13 protein-coding genes are annotated in these 17,933 nt (G+C 74.9%); 4 read left to right on the top strand and 9 right to left on the bottom strand.

All coding sequences use genetic code 11. The annotated features are described in order from the left end of the window. Positions 1 to 24: 24 nt before the first annotated feature. A complete protein-coding gene (locus BOQ63_RS32480) occupies positions 25 to 1,746 on the bottom strand; it encodes an urease subunit alpha (protein WP_030281658.1) in 1,722 nt (573 codons plus the stop codon). Beyond that, the gene (locus tag BOQ63_RS32485) at positions 1,743 to 2,453 is read right to left on the bottom strand and encodes an urease subunit gamma (RefSeq protein ID WP_072655404.1); all 711 of its coding nucleotides are present in this window, start codon (positions 2,451 to 2,453) and stop codon (positions 1,743 to 1,745) included. The genes BOQ63_RS32480 and BOQ63_RS32485 overlap by 4 nt, the downstream gene beginning before the upstream one ends. A 504-nt stretch (positions 2,454 to 2,957) precedes the next feature. Between BOQ63_RS32485 and BOQ63_RS32490 the strand changes: the two genes are divergently transcribed. Continuing rightward, positions 2,958 to 3,503, top strand: a complete 546-nt coding sequence (locus BOQ63_RS32490) for an ATP-binding protein (protein WP_107488674.1) — start codon at positions 2,958 to 2,960, stop codon at positions 3,501 to 3,503. Between the two features lie 342 nt (positions 3,504 to 3,845). Continuing rightward, positions 3,846 to 6,098: a SpoIIE family protein phosphatase gene (locus BOQ63_RS32495; RefSeq protein ID WP_078867202.1), complete on the top strand. Its 2,253-nt coding sequence runs from the start codon at positions 3,846 to 3,848 to the stop codon at positions 6,096 to 6,098. 31 nt (positions 6,099 to 6,129) lie between these two features. Here the strand turns inward: BOQ63_RS32495 and BOQ63_RS32500 are convergent, their stop codons facing one another. The 5 genes from BOQ63_RS32500 to BOQ63_RS32520 form a co-directional block, all read right to left on the bottom strand. After that, the gene (locus tag BOQ63_RS32500) at positions 6,130 to 7,203 is read right to left on the bottom strand and encodes a DUF2637 domain-containing protein (RefSeq protein ID WP_072655406.1); all 1,074 of its coding nucleotides are present in this window, start codon (positions 7,201 to 7,203) and stop codon (positions 6,130 to 6,132) included. 237 nt (positions 7,204 to 7,440) lie between these two features. Beyond that, on the bottom strand, positions 7,441 to 8,358 hold the full coding sequence (locus tag BOQ63_RS32505) for a (2Fe-2S)-binding protein (protein ID WP_078867216.1): 918 nt from the start codon (positions 8,356 to 8,358) through the stop codon (positions 7,441 to 7,443). A 158-nt stretch (positions 8,359 to 8,516) separates the two neighbouring features. After that, positions 8,517 to 9,404: a hypothetical protein gene (locus BOQ63_RS32510; protein ID WP_223886098.1), complete on the bottom strand. Its 888-nt coding sequence runs from the start codon at positions 9,402 to 9,404 to the stop codon at positions 8,517 to 8,519. Between the two features lie 224 nt (positions 9,405 to 9,628). Continuing rightward, complete coding sequence (locus BOQ63_RS32515) at positions 9,629 to 10,489, bottom strand: hypothetical protein (protein ID WP_223886099.1); 861 nt, start codon at positions 10,487 to 10,489, stop codon at positions 9,629 to 9,631. 161 nt (positions 10,490 to 10,650) lie between these two features. Continuing rightward, positions 10,651 to 11,256 (bottom strand): nucleotidyltransferase family protein, encoded by a 606-nt coding sequence (locus tag BOQ63_RS32520; protein WP_030551106.1) that lies wholly within the window; start codon positions 11,254 to 11,256, stop codon positions 10,651 to 10,653. A 141-nt stretch (positions 11,257 to 11,397) separates the two neighbouring features. Here BOQ63_RS32520 and moaA point away from each other — a divergent pair, with 141 nt between their 5' ends. Beyond that, positions 11,398 to 12,393 (top strand): GTP 3',8-cyclase MoaA, encoded by a 996-nt coding sequence (gene moaA / locus BOQ63_RS32525; RefSeq protein ID WP_030281639.1) that lies wholly within the window; start codon positions 11,398 to 11,400, stop codon positions 12,391 to 12,393. Positions 12,394 to 12,465: 72 nt separating this feature from the next. Next, entirely contained in the window at positions 12,466 to 14,034 is a 1,569-nt protein-coding gene (locus BOQ63_RS32530) for an alpha/beta hydrolase (RefSeq protein ID WP_150476200.1), read from the top strand. 113 nt (positions 14,035 to 14,147) lie between these two features. On the opposite strand, the gene BOQ63_RS32535 is transcribed toward BOQ63_RS32530, so the two are convergent. Together BOQ63_RS32535 and BOQ63_RS32540 are read right to left on the bottom strand one after the other, a co-directional pair. Then, a complete protein-coding gene (locus BOQ63_RS32535) occupies positions 14,148 to 16,592 on the bottom strand; it encodes a glycosyltransferase family 39 protein (protein ID WP_150476201.1) in 2,445 nt (814 codons plus the stop codon). A gap of 142 nt (positions 16,593 to 16,734) precedes the next feature. Continuing rightward, positions 16,735 to 17,859 (bottom strand): alpha/beta hydrolase, encoded by a 1,125-nt coding sequence (locus BOQ63_RS32540; RefSeq protein WP_072655413.1) that lies wholly within the window; start codon positions 17,857 to 17,859, stop codon positions 16,735 to 16,737. Positions 17,860 to 17,933: the final 74 nt, after the last annotated feature.

A 17,933-nucleotide genomic window follows, 5' to 3' on the forward strand; every position in this document is an offset into this window, starting at 1 on the left:
GTGGGAGTCCTCAACAAGGGGGGATCAGAGGAAGTAGAGGCGGCTGAGGGAGACGCTGTCGGCGGGTTCGGAGCGCAGCGGCGAGCCGTCGAGGGAGACCAGCCCGGTCTCGGTGACGTCGACCTGGCCGACCCGGGCGTTGCGCACCATGTCGCGCGGCCCGATGCCGCGGGTGCCGCGGACGCCGACGCGGCGGCGGCGGGTGGGCAGGCCGTCGGCGGGGCGGTCGAGGTAGGCGGCGTCGGCGGCGGCCTGGGCGACGAAGGCCACCGAGATGTCGGCGGCGGTCGCGCCGTGGGCGCCGAACTGGGGGCCGAGGACGAGCGGTTCGCAGCGGTCGGTGGAGGCGTTGGGGTCTCCGACGACGCCGTACGCGGGGAAGCCGGACTTGAGGACGAGCTGCGGCTTGGCGCCGAAGTGGTCCGCGCGCCACAGCACGATGTCGGCGAGCTTGCCGACCTCGATCGAGCCGACCTCGTGGGAGAGGCCGTGGGCGATGGCCGGGTTGATGGTGAGCTTGGCGATGTAGCGCAGCACGCGCTCGTTGTCGTCGCCGCTCTCGGTGGTCCCGTAGGAGCCGGTGCCGTCGAGCGGGCCGAGTTCGGCCTTCATCTTGCCGGCCATGGCGAAGGTGCGGCGCACGGTCTCGCCCGCGCGGCCCATGCCCTGGGCGTCGGAGGAGGTGATGCCGATGACCCCGAGGTCGTGCAGCACGTCCTCGGCGCCCATCGTCCCGGCCCGGATGCGGTCGCGGGCCATGGCGGCGTCGCCGGGCAGGTCGACCTTGAGGTCGTGCGCGGAGACGATCATGCCGAAGTGCTCGCCGAGGGCGTCGCGGCCGAACGGCAGGGTGGGGTTGGTGGAGGAGCCGATGACGTTCGGCACGCCCGCCATCTTGAGCACGTTGGGGACGTGACCGCCGCCGCAGCCCTCGATGTGGAAGGCGTGGATGGTCCGGCCCTCCAGCACCTTCAGGGTGTCCTCGACCGACAGGCACTCGTTCAGCCCGTCGGTGTGCAGCGCGACCTGGACGTCGTACTCCTCGGCGACCCGCAGCGCGGTGTCCAGCGCACGGGTGTGGGCGCCCATGTCCTCGTGCACCTTGAAGCCGGAGGCGCCGCCCTCGGCCAGTGCCTCGATCAGCGGGGCCTCGTCGGAGGACGAACCGCGGCCCAGGAAGCCGATGTTGACGGGCCAGGCGTCGAAGGCGTTGAAGGCGTGCCGCAGCGCCCAGGGCGAGTTGACGCCGACGCCCCAGACCGGGCCGAACTCCTGGCCGATGATCGTGGTGACGCCGGAGGCGAGCGAGGCCTCCATGATCCGCGGCGAGAGCAGGTGCACGTGGGTGTCGATGGCGCCGGCGGTGGCGATCAGGCCCTCGCCGGAGACGATCGTGGTGCCGGTGCCGACGACCACGTCCACGCCGTCCAGGGTGTCCGGGTTCCCGGCCCGGCCGATCGAGGCGATCCGGCCGCCGATCAGGCCGATGGACGTCTTGCGGATGCCCTGGATCGCGTCGATGACCAGGACGTTGCTGATCACCACGTCGCAGGTGTCGCGGACGGCGGCGGGCTTGAGGTGGAGGCCGTCGCGGGCGGTCTTGCCGAAGCCGGCCAGGAACTCGTCGCCGGGCGCCTGGGAGTCGGACTCGACGCGGACGATGAGTCCGCTGTCGCCGAGGCGGATCCGGTCGCCGGCGCGCGGGCCGTGGACGGAGATGTAGTCGTGCGGGGTGATGGAGCTCACGAAGGCACCTCCGAGTCGTCGAAGTTGGTCAGGTAGCCGGTCGCGCGGGCCTTCTCCAGGGCGGCCTCCTTCGCGCCGGGCGCGTCCAGGGGGCCGTCCACCAGTCCGGCGAAGCCGATCGCGACCCGGTCACCGCCGATCGGGACGAGGCCGACCTCGACGGTGCTGCCGGGGTCGAAGCGCACCGAGGAGCCGGCCGGGACGGCCAGGTGGGTGCCGTAGGCGGCGGCGCGGTCGAAGGCCAGGCGCGGGTTGGCCTCGAAGAAGTGGAAGTGCGAGGTGACCGAGATCGGCACCGCGGACGTGTTGTGGACGGGGAGGAGCAGCGTCTCCTCGATCGGGTCGTAGCCGGCGCCGTCGCCGACCAGCGCGCCACCGGGGGCCTCGTCGCCGAGCGAGCCGGCGCCCTTGAAGGGGTCGTTGACGACGGCGAGGCGGGTGCCGTCGTCGAAGACGGCCTCGACCTGGACGACGGTGACGACGTCCGGCACGCCGGGCAGCACGTCGTCGGCGGTCAGCACGGAGCGGCCGGCCTCGATGGCCTCGGCCAGGCGCCGGCCGTCGCGGGCGGCCTCGCAGACGGTGTCCGCGATCAGGGCGGTGGCCTCGGGGATGTTGAGGCGTACGCCCCGGGCTCGGCGGGCGCGGGCCAGTTCGGCTGCTGTGAAGATCAGCAGTCGGTCCCGCTCGGTGGGGGTCAGTCGCACGGTTCCTCGCTCGCGGTCGCCGGGGAGGGGGGTCGGCTCGGGGGGCCGGGGCTTCCGGGGTGATGTTAGAACGGCGTTCAAACATCTCGGGTCATTGAACCCGCGCAGGGGCGTCGTGTCCAGCGTTGCCGCTCCGCGGAGGTTCGGCTTGTCGGGCGCGCGGCGGGGGTGAGGGGCGTGGAGGACGGAGTGCGCGGGGGTCCTGGCGCGGTGGTGGCGGAGACGGGGCGCGCGGCCCGCGCGCGGTCCGTACGGGCGCCGGGTGTGCGCGGGATCGAGGGGGAGCGGGCTCGAAAGCAGCCTCTGCGCTTCGCAAACCTGTCCGGCGCGGGCAGTTGGATCACGTGAACCTCCCCGTGCCCCTTTCACCCCACGTGATCGGACGCACACTGTTGCAAACGCCGTCAACTGGGCATGAGGATGGGTGGTCAGAACGAGGGGGCCACCCGGCCGGCGGGGGATCCGGAGGCGGGGGCCCGGATTCGAGGGCGGGGGCATGTGGTGATGGACGGTCAGTCGCGATTCCCGCGGCAGCGGACGAGTTCGGGCGACGCCTACCGGTCCGGGACGGCCCAGGGCCCGGTCAACGGCACCGGCACCGGCGTCGGCATGGGAACCGGCACCGGGACGACCCTGCCGGGTGCGCCGGCCCCGGGGTGCGCGCTGCACCGCCGGCTGCACCTGACGCTCGACCCCGCCGACCTGGTCGCGGTGGGCGCGGTACGGCACCGGCTGCGCACGGCACTGAGCCACTGGGGGGTGCCGGAGCTGTCCGACACCGCCGAGCTGCTCACCTCCGAGCTGGTCACCAACGCGCTGCTGCACACCGCCAAGGGCGCGGTCTTCGACGCGGCGCTCGGCTCGGACAGCCGGCTGCGGGTCGAGGTGCAGGACGGCACGAGCCGGCTGCCCGGGCGTCGGCGCGATCCGGAGGCCGAGTACGCGACCTCGGGCAGGGGACTGCTCCTGGTGGAGGCGCTCGCGGACTCCTGGGGCGTGCAGCTGCTGGGCGACGGCAAGGTCACCTGGTTCGAACTCGCCCTGCCGTAGCCCCGCCTCCGCCCCGCACGACCCACGGCGCGAACCGCACCGCACGCCCCGCACGAACCGCACAGCGCGCCCGCAGGATTGTTCGCCGTCGATTGATCCGTTATCGAAGCACGCCCTGAACGCAAGGCGGGGCGCAAGATTTCCGGCCCGTTGCCATTGCCGCTCGGCCGAACATTGGCCAGGATGGTGGGAATGTGTGTCCACGTGCGGGAAGCAGCGGGGAGACCGAACCTCGACTGACCACCGTCCGTCGGCACCGTCCGATCCAGCACGACCCATCACACCGCCACGCGGCCCGTCCGGACGGTCGGCGCGGTCCGCCACGGCAGCGGCAGGAGCAGCATGCCCACTGAGCCCGAGTCGCAGGGGCCGTCCCTTCCTCCCGGCGCGCCCGCCGTGCAGCCGCCGCCAGCCGTCCGGCCGCCCGCCCAGGCCACCCGCCGTAACTCCGTGCGCACGCCCCCCGCGCTCGCCTCCGGGCGACTGGCGCCCGTGCTGTCCGGCGGACTGCCGCCCTCCTCCGGCGACTCCATGCCGGACTGGCTGGAGCCCGCGATGGCCGCCAACGGCATCGGCTCCTTCGACTGGGACATCCGCCGCGACGTCCTGGAGGGCGACCAGCGGGCCTGCACGATCCTCGGCCTGGACTCCGTCGAGCGGGACCGCTTCGACCGCACCGCCGCCTCCTTCCTGTCCCTGCTGCACCCCGAGGACGCGCCCGTGGTGCGCCGCCGGGTCGAGCGCGCGGTCGCCGAACTGGGCCAGTGCGGCGCCTACTACCGCACCGTCGGGCCGAACGGGACGATGCGCGCGGTGCGCTTCCGGGGCCGGGTGCTCGCGGACGCCTTCGGCCGCGCCTCCCGGATGGTGGGCTTCGTCTGGGACGCCACCGTCGAGCTGCACAAGCGTGACCGGGCCGACCGGCTCGCCCAGCTGCGCGAGGAGCGTTCCCGGTTCATCAAGGAGGCCGCGCGCGCCCTTTCCGAAGCGGTCACCGTCCGTGACGTGGCCCGGGTGTTCACCGAGCTGCCGCTGCCCGGACTGCCGCCGGACGGCCTGGTGCTCGCCGCCTTCGAGGCCGGACGGGCCCGGATCCTCGGCGCCTCCGGTTACCGCTCCCAGGCGCTCGCCGTCTGGGACCGCGCCGTGCTGCCCGCCGGCCACCCGGCCGCCGAGGCGCTCAGGAACCGCGCCCCGGTCTTCATCTCCAGCCGCGAGGACTTCCGCGACCGCCACCCCGACGTCTGGGAGCAGACCAGCAGCACCGGCCGCGGCTCCTGGGCGTACCTGCCGCTGGTGGCCAGCGGCCGGGCGATCGGCGTGTGCGTGGTCAGCTTCGACGACGAGCGCGAACTGGACGCGGACGAGCGCACCCTGCTGTCCACCCTGGGCGGACTGGTCGCCCAGTCACTGGCCCGGGCCCGGCTGCACGACGCCGAGCACGAGCTGGCGGCCGGCCTGCAACGGGTGATGCTGCCGCGCACCGTCCCGTCCATCTCCGGCGTGACCACCGCGGTGCGCTACCTCGCGGCCGGCTCCGGGCTGCAGATCGGCGGAGACTGGTACGACGTGGTGCCGCTGCCCGGTGGGCACGTCGGCCTGGTGATCGGCGACGTCCAGGGCCACGACGTGCACGCCGCCGGGATCATGGGCCAGCTGCGGATCGCGCTGCGCGCCTACGCCGCCGAGGGCCACCCGCCGGCCGCGGTGATGGCCCGGGCCTCCCGCTTCCTGGCCGACCTGGACACCGACCACTTCGCGACCTGCACCTACGCCGAGGTCAACGTGGACTACGGCGTGGTCTACGCGGTGCGGGCCGGTCACCTCGACCCGGTGGTGCGCCGTGCCGACGGCACCGCCGCCGTGGTGCCGGTGGCCGGCGGGCTGCCGCTGGGCATCGACCCGGACCAGGAGTACCGGGTCACCCGGTTCAGCCTGGACCCGGGCGAGACGGTGGTGCTGTGCACCGACGGCCTGGTCGAGGCACGCGGCATGGACCTGGACGAGGGCATCGGCCGGCTGACCGGCACCCTGGCCCGCCCGCTGCCGGTCGCCGACGAGGCGGCCCGCGACCCGCTGGAGGAGCTGGCCGACCGGATCGCCTCCCAGGCCGCCGACTCCAACGAGCGTGAGGACGACATAGCGCTGCTGCTCCTGCGCTGGGACGGCCCGGCGGGCGGGCTCGCCGCCCAGCAGCTGCGCCGCCGGATCGGCCAGGCCGACCTGGCGCGGGTCGCCGAGGTCCGCGCCGAACTGCGTGACGCGCTGCGCCGCTGGGGCGTCGCCGAGTTCATCGACACCGCCGAACTGCTCTCCTCCGAGCTGGTCACCAACGCGATCCGGCACACCGACCGGGACGCCATGTTCACCGCCCGGCTCTACCGGGAGCCGGCCTCGGACGGCGGCCGGGCCCGGCTGCGGGTCGAGGTGGAGGACGAGTCGGACCTGTGGCCGACCCGCCGGACGCCGGGGGAGCAGGCCTCCTCCGGGCGCGGGCTGATGCTGGTCGAGGCGCTGGCGGACGCCTGGGGCGTGGAGCCGCGCGGGTCCGGCAAGCGGATGTGGTTCGAGCTCAGCGGGGCGAGCGCGGCCTGACCGTTCCGGGCCGGGGCCGGCCCGGAACGGATCAGCCGAACTGCTGCTCCAGGTCCTTCAGTTTGCGCTCCAGCGAGTCCAGCCGGGGCAGCGTGACGGTGTCCTCGTCGACGGTGAGGTCGATGGTGCGCCGCTCCGGACGGGCCGGCAGCCCGGGCTGGACGACGGTGCCCTCGGCCGCCTCGACCTCGCGCGCACCCGGCTCGGCAGCGGCCGGCGCCCCGACCTCCCGCGCGCCCGCCGGCAGTTCCGCCCCGGGCCCGCCGGCTATCGCGGGCTCCGAGCCGGCCGGCTCCAACTGCCGTGCGGCACCGCCGCGTCCGCGCCAGTGGCTGCTGCCGCGGTTGATCGCCCGGATCTCGGCCCGCTCCCGGCGGCCGGCCAGCTTGCGGCGCTCCTTCTCCAGTGCGCGCTCCCGCTTCTCGTCGCGGACCTCGTCCACCGCCTCGTCCAGGCTGCGCACGCCCTCCAGGAGCATCAGCGACCAGGCCGCGTAGGTCTCGCGCGGGGCGCGCAGCCAGCGGACGATGCGGATCTGCGGCAGTGGGCGGGGCACCAGGCCCTGTTCGCGCAGTGCGGCCCGGCGGGTCTGCTTGAGCGCCCGGTCGAACAGGACGGCGGCGGACAGCGACATGCCGGAGAAGAACTGCGGGGCGCCGGCGTGGCCGAAGCCGCGAGGGGCGTGCACCCAGTTGAACCAGGCGGAGGCGCCGGCGAAGAGCCAGACCAGCAGCCGGGATCCGAGTGCCGCGTCGCCGTGGCTGGCCTCGCGGACGGCGAGCACCGAGCAGAACATCGCGGCGCCGTCGAGCCCGAACGGGACGAGGTACTCCCAGCCGCCGGAGAGGCCGAGGTTCTGCACGCCGAAGCCGACCAGTCCGTGGAAGGAGAGCGCGGCCGCGACCCCGGCGCAGCAGAACAGCAGCGTGTAGGAGGCGGCGCCGTACAGGGATTCCTTGTTGCGGCGCCGTTCCTCGGAACGCTCCCAGGAATCCCCGCCGGCGGCGGATCCCCGGCTTCGGGCCAGGGCCACCAGGAGTGCGCTGACCAGCAGCCCCACTACCCCGGTGACGGCCCAGCCGAGCGGTATGTCGGACAATTTCATCGCCGGAACCAGCCTCGCTTTCTGCGTCGCGCGTCGCGTTCCTGCGCCGCCCACTGCGCTCCAGCGGCGCGGCGGGGACCATCATGACGGATGCCCGACGGGCGAAAGGCGGATTCGCCGTCAATGCGCTGGGGAGAGGGATTTCTGACCCGTCGCCAATCGCATGGTCATATGAATTCGACGTGGGAGGTTCCCGGAATTGCGGGCTTTTCGAATCCTGAATCGTACGGACTTTCGTCAACGCCGCGTGACGCGGGGGCAGCCGCCGCACATCTCCCCGGGTTCCACGGTGTAGACGAGGCAACAGCTGGCCCGGGACCGGTCGGTGCCCGAAGCGCCGGTGCGGCCGGGCGCCGGGGGCGCGAAACCGGCGCCGGGGGTGAAGGGGGCCGGGGCGGGAGCGGGGGTCGGGCCCGCGCCGGGCGCGCACGCCGACCGCTCCCCGGGCACCAGCAGCGCGGACAGTTCGGCACGCGCCCGCTCCCGTTCCCCGAGCAGCCCGCCCGCGTACCAGAGCCCCTCGACCACCGCGTCGGTGGCCATCGCCCACAGCACCCGCGGCCCGCGCCGCACCTCCGGCCGGAAGGCGGTCAGCACCGGGGCGAGGAACTCGCCGAGCGAGCACCGCAGTCGGGCCGCCAGCGCGTTCTCGTCCGGCGCCGTACGGGCCCCGGGCGAGCCGGCCGCCGGGTCGTCCGGCAGGCAGACGAAGGCCTCCGGGCGCACCGTCAGCTCCGCGGAGGCGGGGCCGCGGCGCAGCGAGACGTCGTCGGGGCCGAGCAGCGGGACGCGCCGCTCCAGGAACCACGGCACGGTGAACAGCAGCGAGACCGGCCAGACCAGGCGGTGCAGCCCGAAGCCGGCCGCCACGTCGGGGCGCAGCGGCCGCCCGTAGCGGGCGAGGCCCTGCCGGGCGTCGTGGGCGACCAGCTCGCGCACGGCTCCCGGGTCGGCGGTGAGGTCGGCGACGGGCAGCCAGCCGCCGCCCCGGCGGGGTGGGGCGCAGCGCACGTCCAGGATCGGGGTGAGCGCGGTCAGCCGGTGGTACGAGGGCGCGCAGGGGGTCGGGGTGTCCGGCGCGTGGGCCGGGGTGTGCGCCTCGGTGGTGCGGGGGGCGCACGGCGCGGGGCCGGGCCGGGTGCTGCTCGCGGTCATGGCGGGCCCCATCGGGTCGACCGGGGCGCCGGTGGTCCGGCCGGTGGCCGCCCGGCCGCGAGGCGCCGGGCCCGGCCGGACCGGGGCACGGCGGTGCCCGGGGGACAGCAAGGCGACCTGCCCGGGGCGCTGCTCACCCCAGGCAGGTTAGGCTCACCTTAGCTGATTGCCCCTCGGGTCTCGCCGGTGATGCGCCCGTCCGGGGGAGGCCCCGGCGTGGGGACACCGTCCGGGGGAGACCCCGGCGTACGGACACCGCCCGGGGGCGTGCTGGACAACTGGCGTGCCAGCCAGACCGGCACCCCGCCCAGGGCGTGCACCAGACGGGCGGCCTCGGCGCGCAGCCGCACGGCCTCGGTGGGCTCGGACACCTCGGCGAGCGCCGCGAGCGCCGGCGCCACCCCCACCGTGAAGCCGAGTTGCTCGCGCAGCCGCAGGGAGGCGTCGAAGCCCTCCCGGGCGTTGCCGCGCTCCCCCCGGGAGAGCGCCAGTGCGGCGAGGTGCCGCCAGGTGTAGGAGCGCAGCAGTTCGTCCCCGCGCTCGCCGGCGCCCTCGTGCGCCCGGCGGTAGGCGATCCAGGCGGCGCCGCGGTCGCGCAGCAGGTTCTCGGCGACCAGTCCGCGCCGGAAGTCCAGCAGCGGGCGGCCCGGGGCGTCCGGCGGCAGCAGGGCCGAGGTGCGGCCGAGTGCGGCCTGCGCCTCGTCCAGCCGGTCGCGCGGGCCGAGCACGCTGGCCAGGTAGGCGAGGAAGCCACGGGCGCAGGCGGCGGCCGCCCGCTGCTCGGTGCCCTCCGCCAGGGCCTCGGCCAGTCGTAACGCCTGTTCCGCCTGGGGCCACTGCGAGGCGGTGAACAGGCACTGTTCGATGAGGAGTTCGGCCCGTGCGAGGGCCGCGGCCGGGTCGTGTTCGGCGGCCGGTCGCAGCAGTTCGGCGGCCTCCTGCCAGCACCCCCGGGACCGCAGCCGCCACACGGTGTCGCCCGGTTCCTCCGCTGCCGCCCGCCCCCGTCCGTCCGGGCCGTTCGGGCTCCATCCGTGCTCCGACAACGCCACCTCCTTGTGTGCGCCATCCAGCAGGGCACGGACCTGCCCCTGGGGCCCTGCCGCCACGACCGTGCGCATGGCGACGGCAGGGCGAAAGGCCCGCGCTGTGGCGGCAATTCAACACGGGGGCGAGCTTGTGCACCAGATCACGAGCGGAGGTTGTTGCTTTTGCCGGGGAAATGATCTAGAGGGGTAGGCGGTCGGGGCAGGAGGTCTCGGCGGTCGGGTCAGGAGGTCCAGCCGGTCTCCATCAGGGCCTCGGCGGCGCCGTTGGCGGGCTGCGGCACGCCGGCCAGGTCCAGGCTGAACAGGGCGACCAGCAGTTGTTCGCCGCGCACGGTGGCCTGGTGGGAGTAGCCGGCCAGGGTGAACATGGCAGCGGCCATCTCCTCGGCGTGCAGGGTCTGCAGCCACAGGCACTCGACGGACTTCACGTCGGCGGGCTCGGTCCAGGTGTCGACCTGGGCGACCATCCGGCTGCCCAGCAGGGTGACCCCGTCGCGCTCCTGGGCCTCGGTCAGCTCCAGGTCGTCGAAGCCGAGCCACTCCAGGTAGCGGGCGGCGGTGAACACCGCGTCCTGCGAGGTGCGCACCGGGTGGGGGCGGAACGGGGCGCGGTGGCGGAACGGGCGGGAGCGGCCGGCCGAGCCGCCGGGGACGGCGGGCGGGGCGGGCGCCGGGGTGTTCACCGGGTGCGCCGGGTACGGGCGGGAGGCCTGCGGGCCGGGGGCGGCGAGCGGGCCGGCCGTGCCGCTGCCCAGCCGGGTGGTGCGGTCCACCGGGAGTCGGACGGTGGCACCGCAGTTGCAGGTGAACTCGGGCTGCGGCCACTGGTCGGAGCGGCCGCAGTGCGGGCAGCGCATGCTCAGCCAGGAGTCCTCCCAGGAGCGGAACCGCACCTGCACCGGCACCCCGCCGCGCAGCAGCGGCACCTTCAGCGAGGCGCCGCACGGGCAGGGCAGCGACGGCGGTTCGTACAGGTGCTCGCGGCGGCAGGCGGGGCAGCGGATCGCCCGGGCGGCACCGCCCGCCCCGGGCCCTGGCCGCGCGGGGTCGTGTCCGGTGAAGTCGTCGGGCAGTCCTGCCATCGCGGGCTCCGTCCGTCGGGGTCGGGTGGGTGGGTGCCTCCCATGCTCCCCGAAACCTCCGGCGCTGGGCGCGGAATGGCGCAATCCTCAGGGACAGATCAGGGCAGGCCGCTCGGCCGCACCCTTCGCAGGGAGGAGGCGCCGTCGGCGTGCGGAGGAGATCAGCGGGCCGACCAGCGGGCCAGGTCGGCGGGGGTGTCGAGGTCGTCCGGGACGGCGACGTCCGCGCACTCGACCAGGACGAGCTCCGCGGCGTGCGCCGCCAGCAGGGCGCGGGCCCCGGCGTCGCCGGCGGCACCCTCGGCCGCCTCGGCGAAGTGCCGCGCGCCGATCAGCACCGGGTGCCCGCGCCGCCCGCCGTACGCCGCCGCGGCCAGGTCGGCGCCGGCCCGGTGCGCGGCCAGCAGCCGGGCCACCGCGGCCGGGGTGACGCCCGGGGTGTCGACCAGCATCACCAGCACCGCGGCGGCGTCCGGCGCCAGCGCGGCCAGCCCGGCCCGCAGAGAGGAGCCCATGCCCTGGGCCCAGTCCGGGTTGGCCACCAGCCGGCAGCCCGGCAGGTGCGCGGTGGAGCGGACCCGGTCGCGCTCCGCGCCCAGCACCACCGTGACGTCCGGGCAGCCGCCGGCCCGTACGGTGGCCACCGCGTGCTCCACCAGCGGCCGGCCCGCGTACCGGACCAGCGCCTTGGGCCGTCCGCCGAGCCGGCGTCCGCCCCCGGCGGCGAGGACGAGGGCCGGTACGGCGGCGGGCGGTGTGCTCTGCATGCGCCCAGCCTGCCCGTTCCGGGGGCGCCCGCGCAGCGGTTCGCGGCTTGTACGAATCCACAGGACGAAGACGCGGCGCGGCGGCGTTCCCCGGCGGTTCGGCCGCTGGTCCGGCGGCGCGCTTGCCCCTGTACTGGGGCGATGAACACCGCACCGCACCCGCTGGTGGACCGCTTCGGACGGGTCCACACCGATCTGCGGGTCTCGCTGACCGACCGCTGCAACCTGCGCTGCACCTACTGCATGCCGGCGGAGGGGCTGGACTGGCTGCCCCGGGCGGAAGTGCTCGGCGACGACGAGGTGGTGCGGCTGGTGCGGATCGCGGTGCAGCGGCTGGGGGTGCGCTCGGTGCGGCTGACCGGCGGGGAGCCGCTGCTGCGCCGGGGACTGCCCGGGCTGGTCGCACGGCTGGCGGCGCTGGGCGTGGAGCTTTCGCTCACCACCAACGGGATCGGCCTGGCGCGTACCGCCGTCGAACTCCGGGAAGCGGGGCTGGATCGGGTCAACGTCAGCCTGGACACGCTGCGCGCGGACCGGTTCGCGGCGCTCACCCGGCGGGACCGGATCGGCGACGTGTTCGCCGGACTGGCGGCGGCGAAGGCGGCCGGACTGGACCCGGTGAAGGTCAACGCCGTGCCGGTGCGCGGGGTCAACGAGGACGAGATCGCGGAGCTGGCGTCCTTCGCCGTCGAGCACGGCTACCGGATGCGCTTCATCGAGTCCATGCCGCTTGACGCGCAGGGGAGTTGGGACCGGGCCGCGATGGTGACGGCCGACGAGGTCCTGGCCCGCCTCGGCGAGCGCTTCGAGCTCGTCCCGGTCGGGCGCAGCGGCAACGCCCCGGCGGAGGAGTGGCGGATCGCCGGGACGGACACGGTGATCGGGGTCATCGCCTCCGTCACCCGCCCGTTCTGCGGCGGCTGCGACCGGGTCCGGCTGACCGCCGACGGGCAGCTGCGCAACTGCCTGTTCGCCACCGAGGAGTCGGACCTGCGCGCGCTGCTGCGCGGCGGCGCGGACGACGGGCGGATCGAGGAGGCCTGGCGGGCCTCGGTGGCCGGCAAGGGGCCCGGCCACGCCATCGGCAGCGCCGACTTCGTCCGGCCCGAGCGGCCGATGTCGGCGATCGGCGGCTGAGGCAACCGGCACGTCGGGGAACGGGGTTCGTCGGCGACCTGGCGGGGGTGGTATTCGTGGGCGGTGTCCCCGATGACCCCCCGCCTCCCGCGGCGCGCCCTGCCCGCCCTCGCCGCCCTCCTCCTCGCCCTGCCCGTCGGCTGCTCCGGCCCCGGCGGCGCACGCGAGGCGGGCGCGCCGGCGAGTCGCCCACCACTCGCCGAGCGGGTCTCCGCCGACACCTCCCCGGCCCTGCGGGCCTTCTACGACCAGCGGCTCGACTGGACCCCCTGCGACGCCGTCGCGGACCCCGCGGACCAGGACGAACCCGACCTGCAGTGCGCCACCCTGAAGGTCCCGCTGGACTACGCCGACCCCGGCGGCCGCACCACCGACGTCCCCGTCGCCCGGGTGCCCGCCGCCGACCCCGGCCACCGCACCGGCGCCCTGCTGCTCAACCCCGGCGGCCCCGGCATCTCCGGCGTCACCCTGGCCCGGCGCTGGAAGGGCAACCAGGGCCCGCTGCGCGACCACTTCGACCTGATCGGCTTCGACCCGCGCGCGGCGGGCGGCACCCTGCCCGTCCACTGCCTGGACGACCGCACCCGCGACCAGTGGACCAGCACCGACGACCCGGCCTACGACCACGGCCAGGTCCTCGCCGACGCCTGCCGGGCCAAGTACGCCGACCTGCTCCCCCACCTCGGCACCCGCGACACCGCCCGCGACATGGACGTGCTGCGCGGCGCCCTCGGCGAACGCGAACTCGACTTCTTCGGCCTCTCCTACGGCACCTACCTCGGCGCCCTCTACGCCGAGGAGTTCCCCGACCGCACCGGCCGGCTCGTCCTCGACGGCGCCGTCGAACGCAGCACCGACCTGATGCACCTCAACGGCGAACAGGCCGTCGCCACCGAGGCCGCCTTCCGCGCCTACGCCGCCGGCTGCGCCGCCGACGGGGACACCTGCCCGCTCGGCAGCGACCCGGCCGCCGCCGCCCAGCGCCTCGCCGGCTTCCTCGACGGCCTCAAGGACCACCCGCTGCCCGCCCACGACGGCCGCACCCTCACCGCCGCCCTCGCCTGGACCGGTGTCCTCGACGCCCTCGCCGACGGCCACCGCAACTGGCCCCGGCTGCGCGCCGCCCTCGACCCGGCCCTCGCCCAGGGCGAGGCCGACGAACTGCTCGAGCTCGCCGACGGAACCACCGGCCGCGACGAGGGCGGCCACTACGACACCGCCGCGGACGCCTACGCGGCCATCCACTGCGCCGACGCCCCGCTCGCCCCCACCGACGCGGACCTGCGCGCCGCCCTCGCCGACCTCGCCGCCCGGGCCCCGCTCACCAGCCGGCACGACACCCGGGTCACCCTGCTCGACCCCGACTGCCGCCGCTGGCCGTACCGCTCCACCGAGCGGCCCCACACCGTGACGGCGGCCGGCAGCGCGCCGATCCTGGTCATCGGCGGGACGGAGGACCCGGTCACCCCCTACGCGTGGGCGCAGCGGATGGCGGCCGGGCTGCAGCACGGCGTGCTGCTCACCCGCGAGGGCGACGGGCACATGTCCTGGGACCGCAGCGGGTGCGTGCGCGACGCCGTCGCCGCCTTCCTGGTGGACGGGGTGCTGCCGGCCGCCGGGACGCGCTGCGCCTCGGACTGAGCCGGGGAACGCGAAGAGGGGGCGCGCCGCGCGAACGCGGCACGCCCCCTGGGGAGTTCGGGCCCCGGGTCAGGGTTCCCGGGGCCCGGCTCCCGGCTCGGGAGGTCGGTCGGTCAGGACTTCGGGGCCGTGAGGTCGTAGAAGGTGGCCCCGCCGACCGTCCTGGCGGTGAAGTGGCCGGTCACCCAGGCCTCGATCTGGGCGGCCTCGGTCTGCTGACCTCCTTCGCCGCCCTCACCGCCCGCGCCGCCGCCGAAGCCGCGGTGCGAGCCACCGGCGATGAACCAGTGCACCTTGCCCTGCTGGACGTACTTCTGGAAGCCCTCCAGGCTGAGCGAGGGGTCCGTGCCGTTGAAGCCGCCGAGGGCCATGACCGGCTTGCCGGTGGCGAGTTGGTAGCTCGCGGCGTTCTGCGAACCGGTGGTGGCGGCTGCCCAGGTGTAGTGGCCGGCGTCCTGCGAGAGCAGCGCCGCGGCCTCGTCGCTGACCTTGGTGCCGCCGAGCAGGCCGCCCATGCCGCCGCCGGGGCCGCCGGGGCCGCCGGGGCCGCCGGGGCCACCGAAGTTGCCGGCACTCTCGGGGTCCTGGCCGCCGGGGAAGCCGCCCGGGAAGCCCGTGGCACCGCCGTTGCCGCCGGCACCGCGCTCGTGGTGGCCGCCGGGGGCGGTGCCGCCTCCGGCGCCCCGGCCGGAGCCGCCGGGGAAGCCGCCCTGGCCGTTCTGACCACCCTGGCCGCCCGGGAAACCGCCCCAGCCGCCCTGGCCGTTCTGACCACCCTGGCCGCCCTGACCACCCTGGCCGCCCTGACCGAACATCCGGCCGTTGCCCATCGCGCCCTTGCCGCCCTTGCGGCCGAACGACCCCGGCCCGAACGCGCCCTTCACGGACGGCCCGGCGGTGATGATCGAGCCGTTGTGCGCGGTGCCCACGGTGTCCACCGCGTAAGCGGCCGGACCGCCGAGCGCCGCCGCCACGCCCACCAGGCCCGCCACCGAGGCGATCCGCGCGCCGGTCCGTCCGGAGACGCCGCCGAGGTGCTGCCCGGCGACCAGCCCGACCGCCGCCGCCAGTCCGCCGACCAGCACCGCCCAGCGCAGCCAGGGCAGGAAGTCGGCGCTGCGGCCGAGCAGGACGAACGCCCACACCGCCGTGACCGCGAGCACGCCCGCCAGCAGCAGCGCGTACGGCAGCCGGTGCCGCGCCCGCCACAGGCCGTCCACGCCCATGCCGACCAGGGCCGCGACGGCCGGCGCCAGCGCCACCGTGTAGTACTGGTGGAAGATCCCGGACATGAAGCTGAAGATCAGTGCGGTGGAGACCAGCCAGCCGCCCCAGACCAGGAACGCCGCGCGGGCGGTGTCCGGACGGCCGTAACGGCGGGTCGCCCACAGGCCGACCACCAGCAGGATCAGCGCGGCCGGCATCAGCCAGGCGATCTGCCCGCCGATGTCGCTGCCGAACAGCCGGGTGATGCCGGTCTGTCCCCAGCCCCGGTTGTGCATCGCGCCGGCCGGCAGGTCGAGCCCTGCCGGGAGGTGGCCGCCGCCGCCCACGCTCCCGCGCTCGTTGCCGTCGACGCGGCCGAGGCCGTTGTAGCCGAAGGTCAGCGACAGGAAGCTGTCGTCCTGCGAGCCGCCGACGTAGGGGCGGTCCGAGGCGGGCAGCAGCTGGACGATCGCCACCCACCAGCCGGCGGACAGCACCAGGGCCAGGCCCGAGAGCAGGGTCTGCCGCAGCCGCCGCCAGAAGCCGGTCGGCGCCACGACCAGGTAGATCACCGCGAAGGCGGGCAGGATCAGGAACGCCGCGAGGGTCTTGGTGAGGAAGGCGAAGCCGAACATCACCCCGGTGAACAGCAGCCACCGGGTGCTCGCCGTCTCGACCGCCCGCACCATCCCGTACGCGGCCAGGGTGAGCAGCAGCACCAGCATGGCGTCCGGGTTGTTGAAGCGGAACATCAGCGTCGCGACGGGGGTGAGCGCCAGCGCGGCGCCCGCCAGCAGGCCGCCGAGCGGGGAGAAGCGGCGGCGCACCGTGGCGTACAGCACGCCGACGGTGGCCGAGCCCATCAGTGCCTGCGGGGCCAGGATCGACCACGAGGAGAGGCCGAAGATCCGCACCGACAGCGCCATCGGCCACAGCGACGCCGGCGGCTTGTCGACGGTGATGAAGTTGCCGGCGTCGGAGGAGCCGAAGAAGAAGGCCTTCCAGCTCTGGCTGCCGGCCTGGACCGCGGCCGAGTAGAAGGCGTTGGCCCAGCCGGAGGCGCCGAGGCCCCACAGGTAGAGGACGACGGTCGCGGCCATCAGCGCCAGCAGGGCGGGGCGCACCCAGCGCGGGTCGTCCGCGCGGCCGCGCCAGGCGCGGGCCGGGAGGGTGCGCAGCCGTCCGGACCAGGAGGCGGGGCCCTTGGGGCCGATGGGCGGCAGGGGCTGCTCGGGGAAGAGCGGCGCCGGACCCGGCCGACCGGCGCCCGGCTGCGGCACCTCCGGCGGCGGATAGTTCGCGGCCTCGGGCCACGGATCGCCGGCCGGAGGGGAGTAGCTGCTCGTGGTCATGCGCCATACCGTGCGTGGCGAGGCTGAGAGAACCGTGAGACGAGGCTGTGAGCCGGGTGTGATCTGTCCCGTTTCACCCGTGCGGCCGGGCACTCAGGGCGTTCAGGGAGTGCTCATCCGGGCTTCGAGCCGGCTTCCCGGTTCAGGCCGTGGCGGCCGGCATGGTGAGGTGCTTGCCCAGCCACTCCAGGGCCGGGGGGATCTCCCGGGTCCAGGTGTGGAAGTTGTGGCCGGCGGTGTCCAGGGTGATGGTCGACATCTTGGTGGGGGCCTTGAAGGCGGCGACCATGGCCTTGGTCTCGTCGTAGTTGTTCTCGTCGTAGGCGGTGGTCAGCAGCAGCGAGACGGGGGCGGCGGGCTGGTTCTTCAGCCGCCACAGCAGGTCGTTCTCCTGCTTGAGCTTGTCGTTGCCGCCGAACAGGTCGCCGGTGGTCGGGTCGTGGGCCGCGCTGTAGTAGCCGGAGAGGGCGACCGCCGCCGGGTAGGAGTCGGGCTTGCGCAGCGCGAACTTGAGCGCGCAGTAGCCGCCGGTGGAGTTGCCGATCACGGCCCGGTTGGCCGGGTCGGTGCCGATCCGGTAGGTGGTGGCGAGGGCCTTGGGCAGGTCGCTGGTGAAGAAGGTCTCGACCTGGGGGCCGTTCGGCACGTCGACGCACTCGGTGTCCCGGTCGCCGACCAGCGTGGGCCGGGTCATCACCAGAATGGTCGGCGGCAGCTTCTTCTGCTCGATGGCGTCGAGGGTGGACGCCGGGTACTGCATCAGCGAGATCAGCTTCTCCGGGGTGCCCGGGTAGCCGGTGAGCACCACGGCCATCGGGAAGCGCTGCTTGGCGAAGCCCGGCTGGAAGTACTGCGGCGGGAGGTAGACGTACGCCTCGGTGCTCAGGCCGCTGCCGGCTCCTTTGACGTCGACCTTCTGGATCAGCCCGGAGCGGTCCGGCTCCGAACCCTGGGCCGAGTAGAACTTCTGCTCACCGGTGACGGACACCCCGGAGGCGTTCGGCTGGTGGTCGACGACGGTGCCGAGCCCGCCGCTGGTGCCGAGCAGGTCGGTCCAGGAGCTGTAGAAGCCGAAGTAGCTGTTGGCGATCAGGCCCATGGCGGCCAGCACCGAGAGCTGGGTGGCCAGGAAGGCGCCGATCCGGCCCAGCCAGGACTTCCAGCCCTTCCCGCCGAACTTCGGCCAGAGCCACATGGTGGCGGCGAAGACGACGATCGCGAAGACCGAGGCGATGATCTGGAGGGGGAGGCCGGTGAGACTGAGCACGTGCCCGATCGTAGAGGACCCTGGTGGACGGCTCGGGACGGCCCCTGGGGGTGGTCGTTCGAAACCGCTTGACC

Source organism: Streptomyces viridifaciens, assembly GCF_001888885.2.
Lineage (GTDB): Bacteria > Actinomycetota > Actinomycetes > Streptomycetales > Streptomycetaceae > Kitasatospora > Kitasatospora aureofaciens.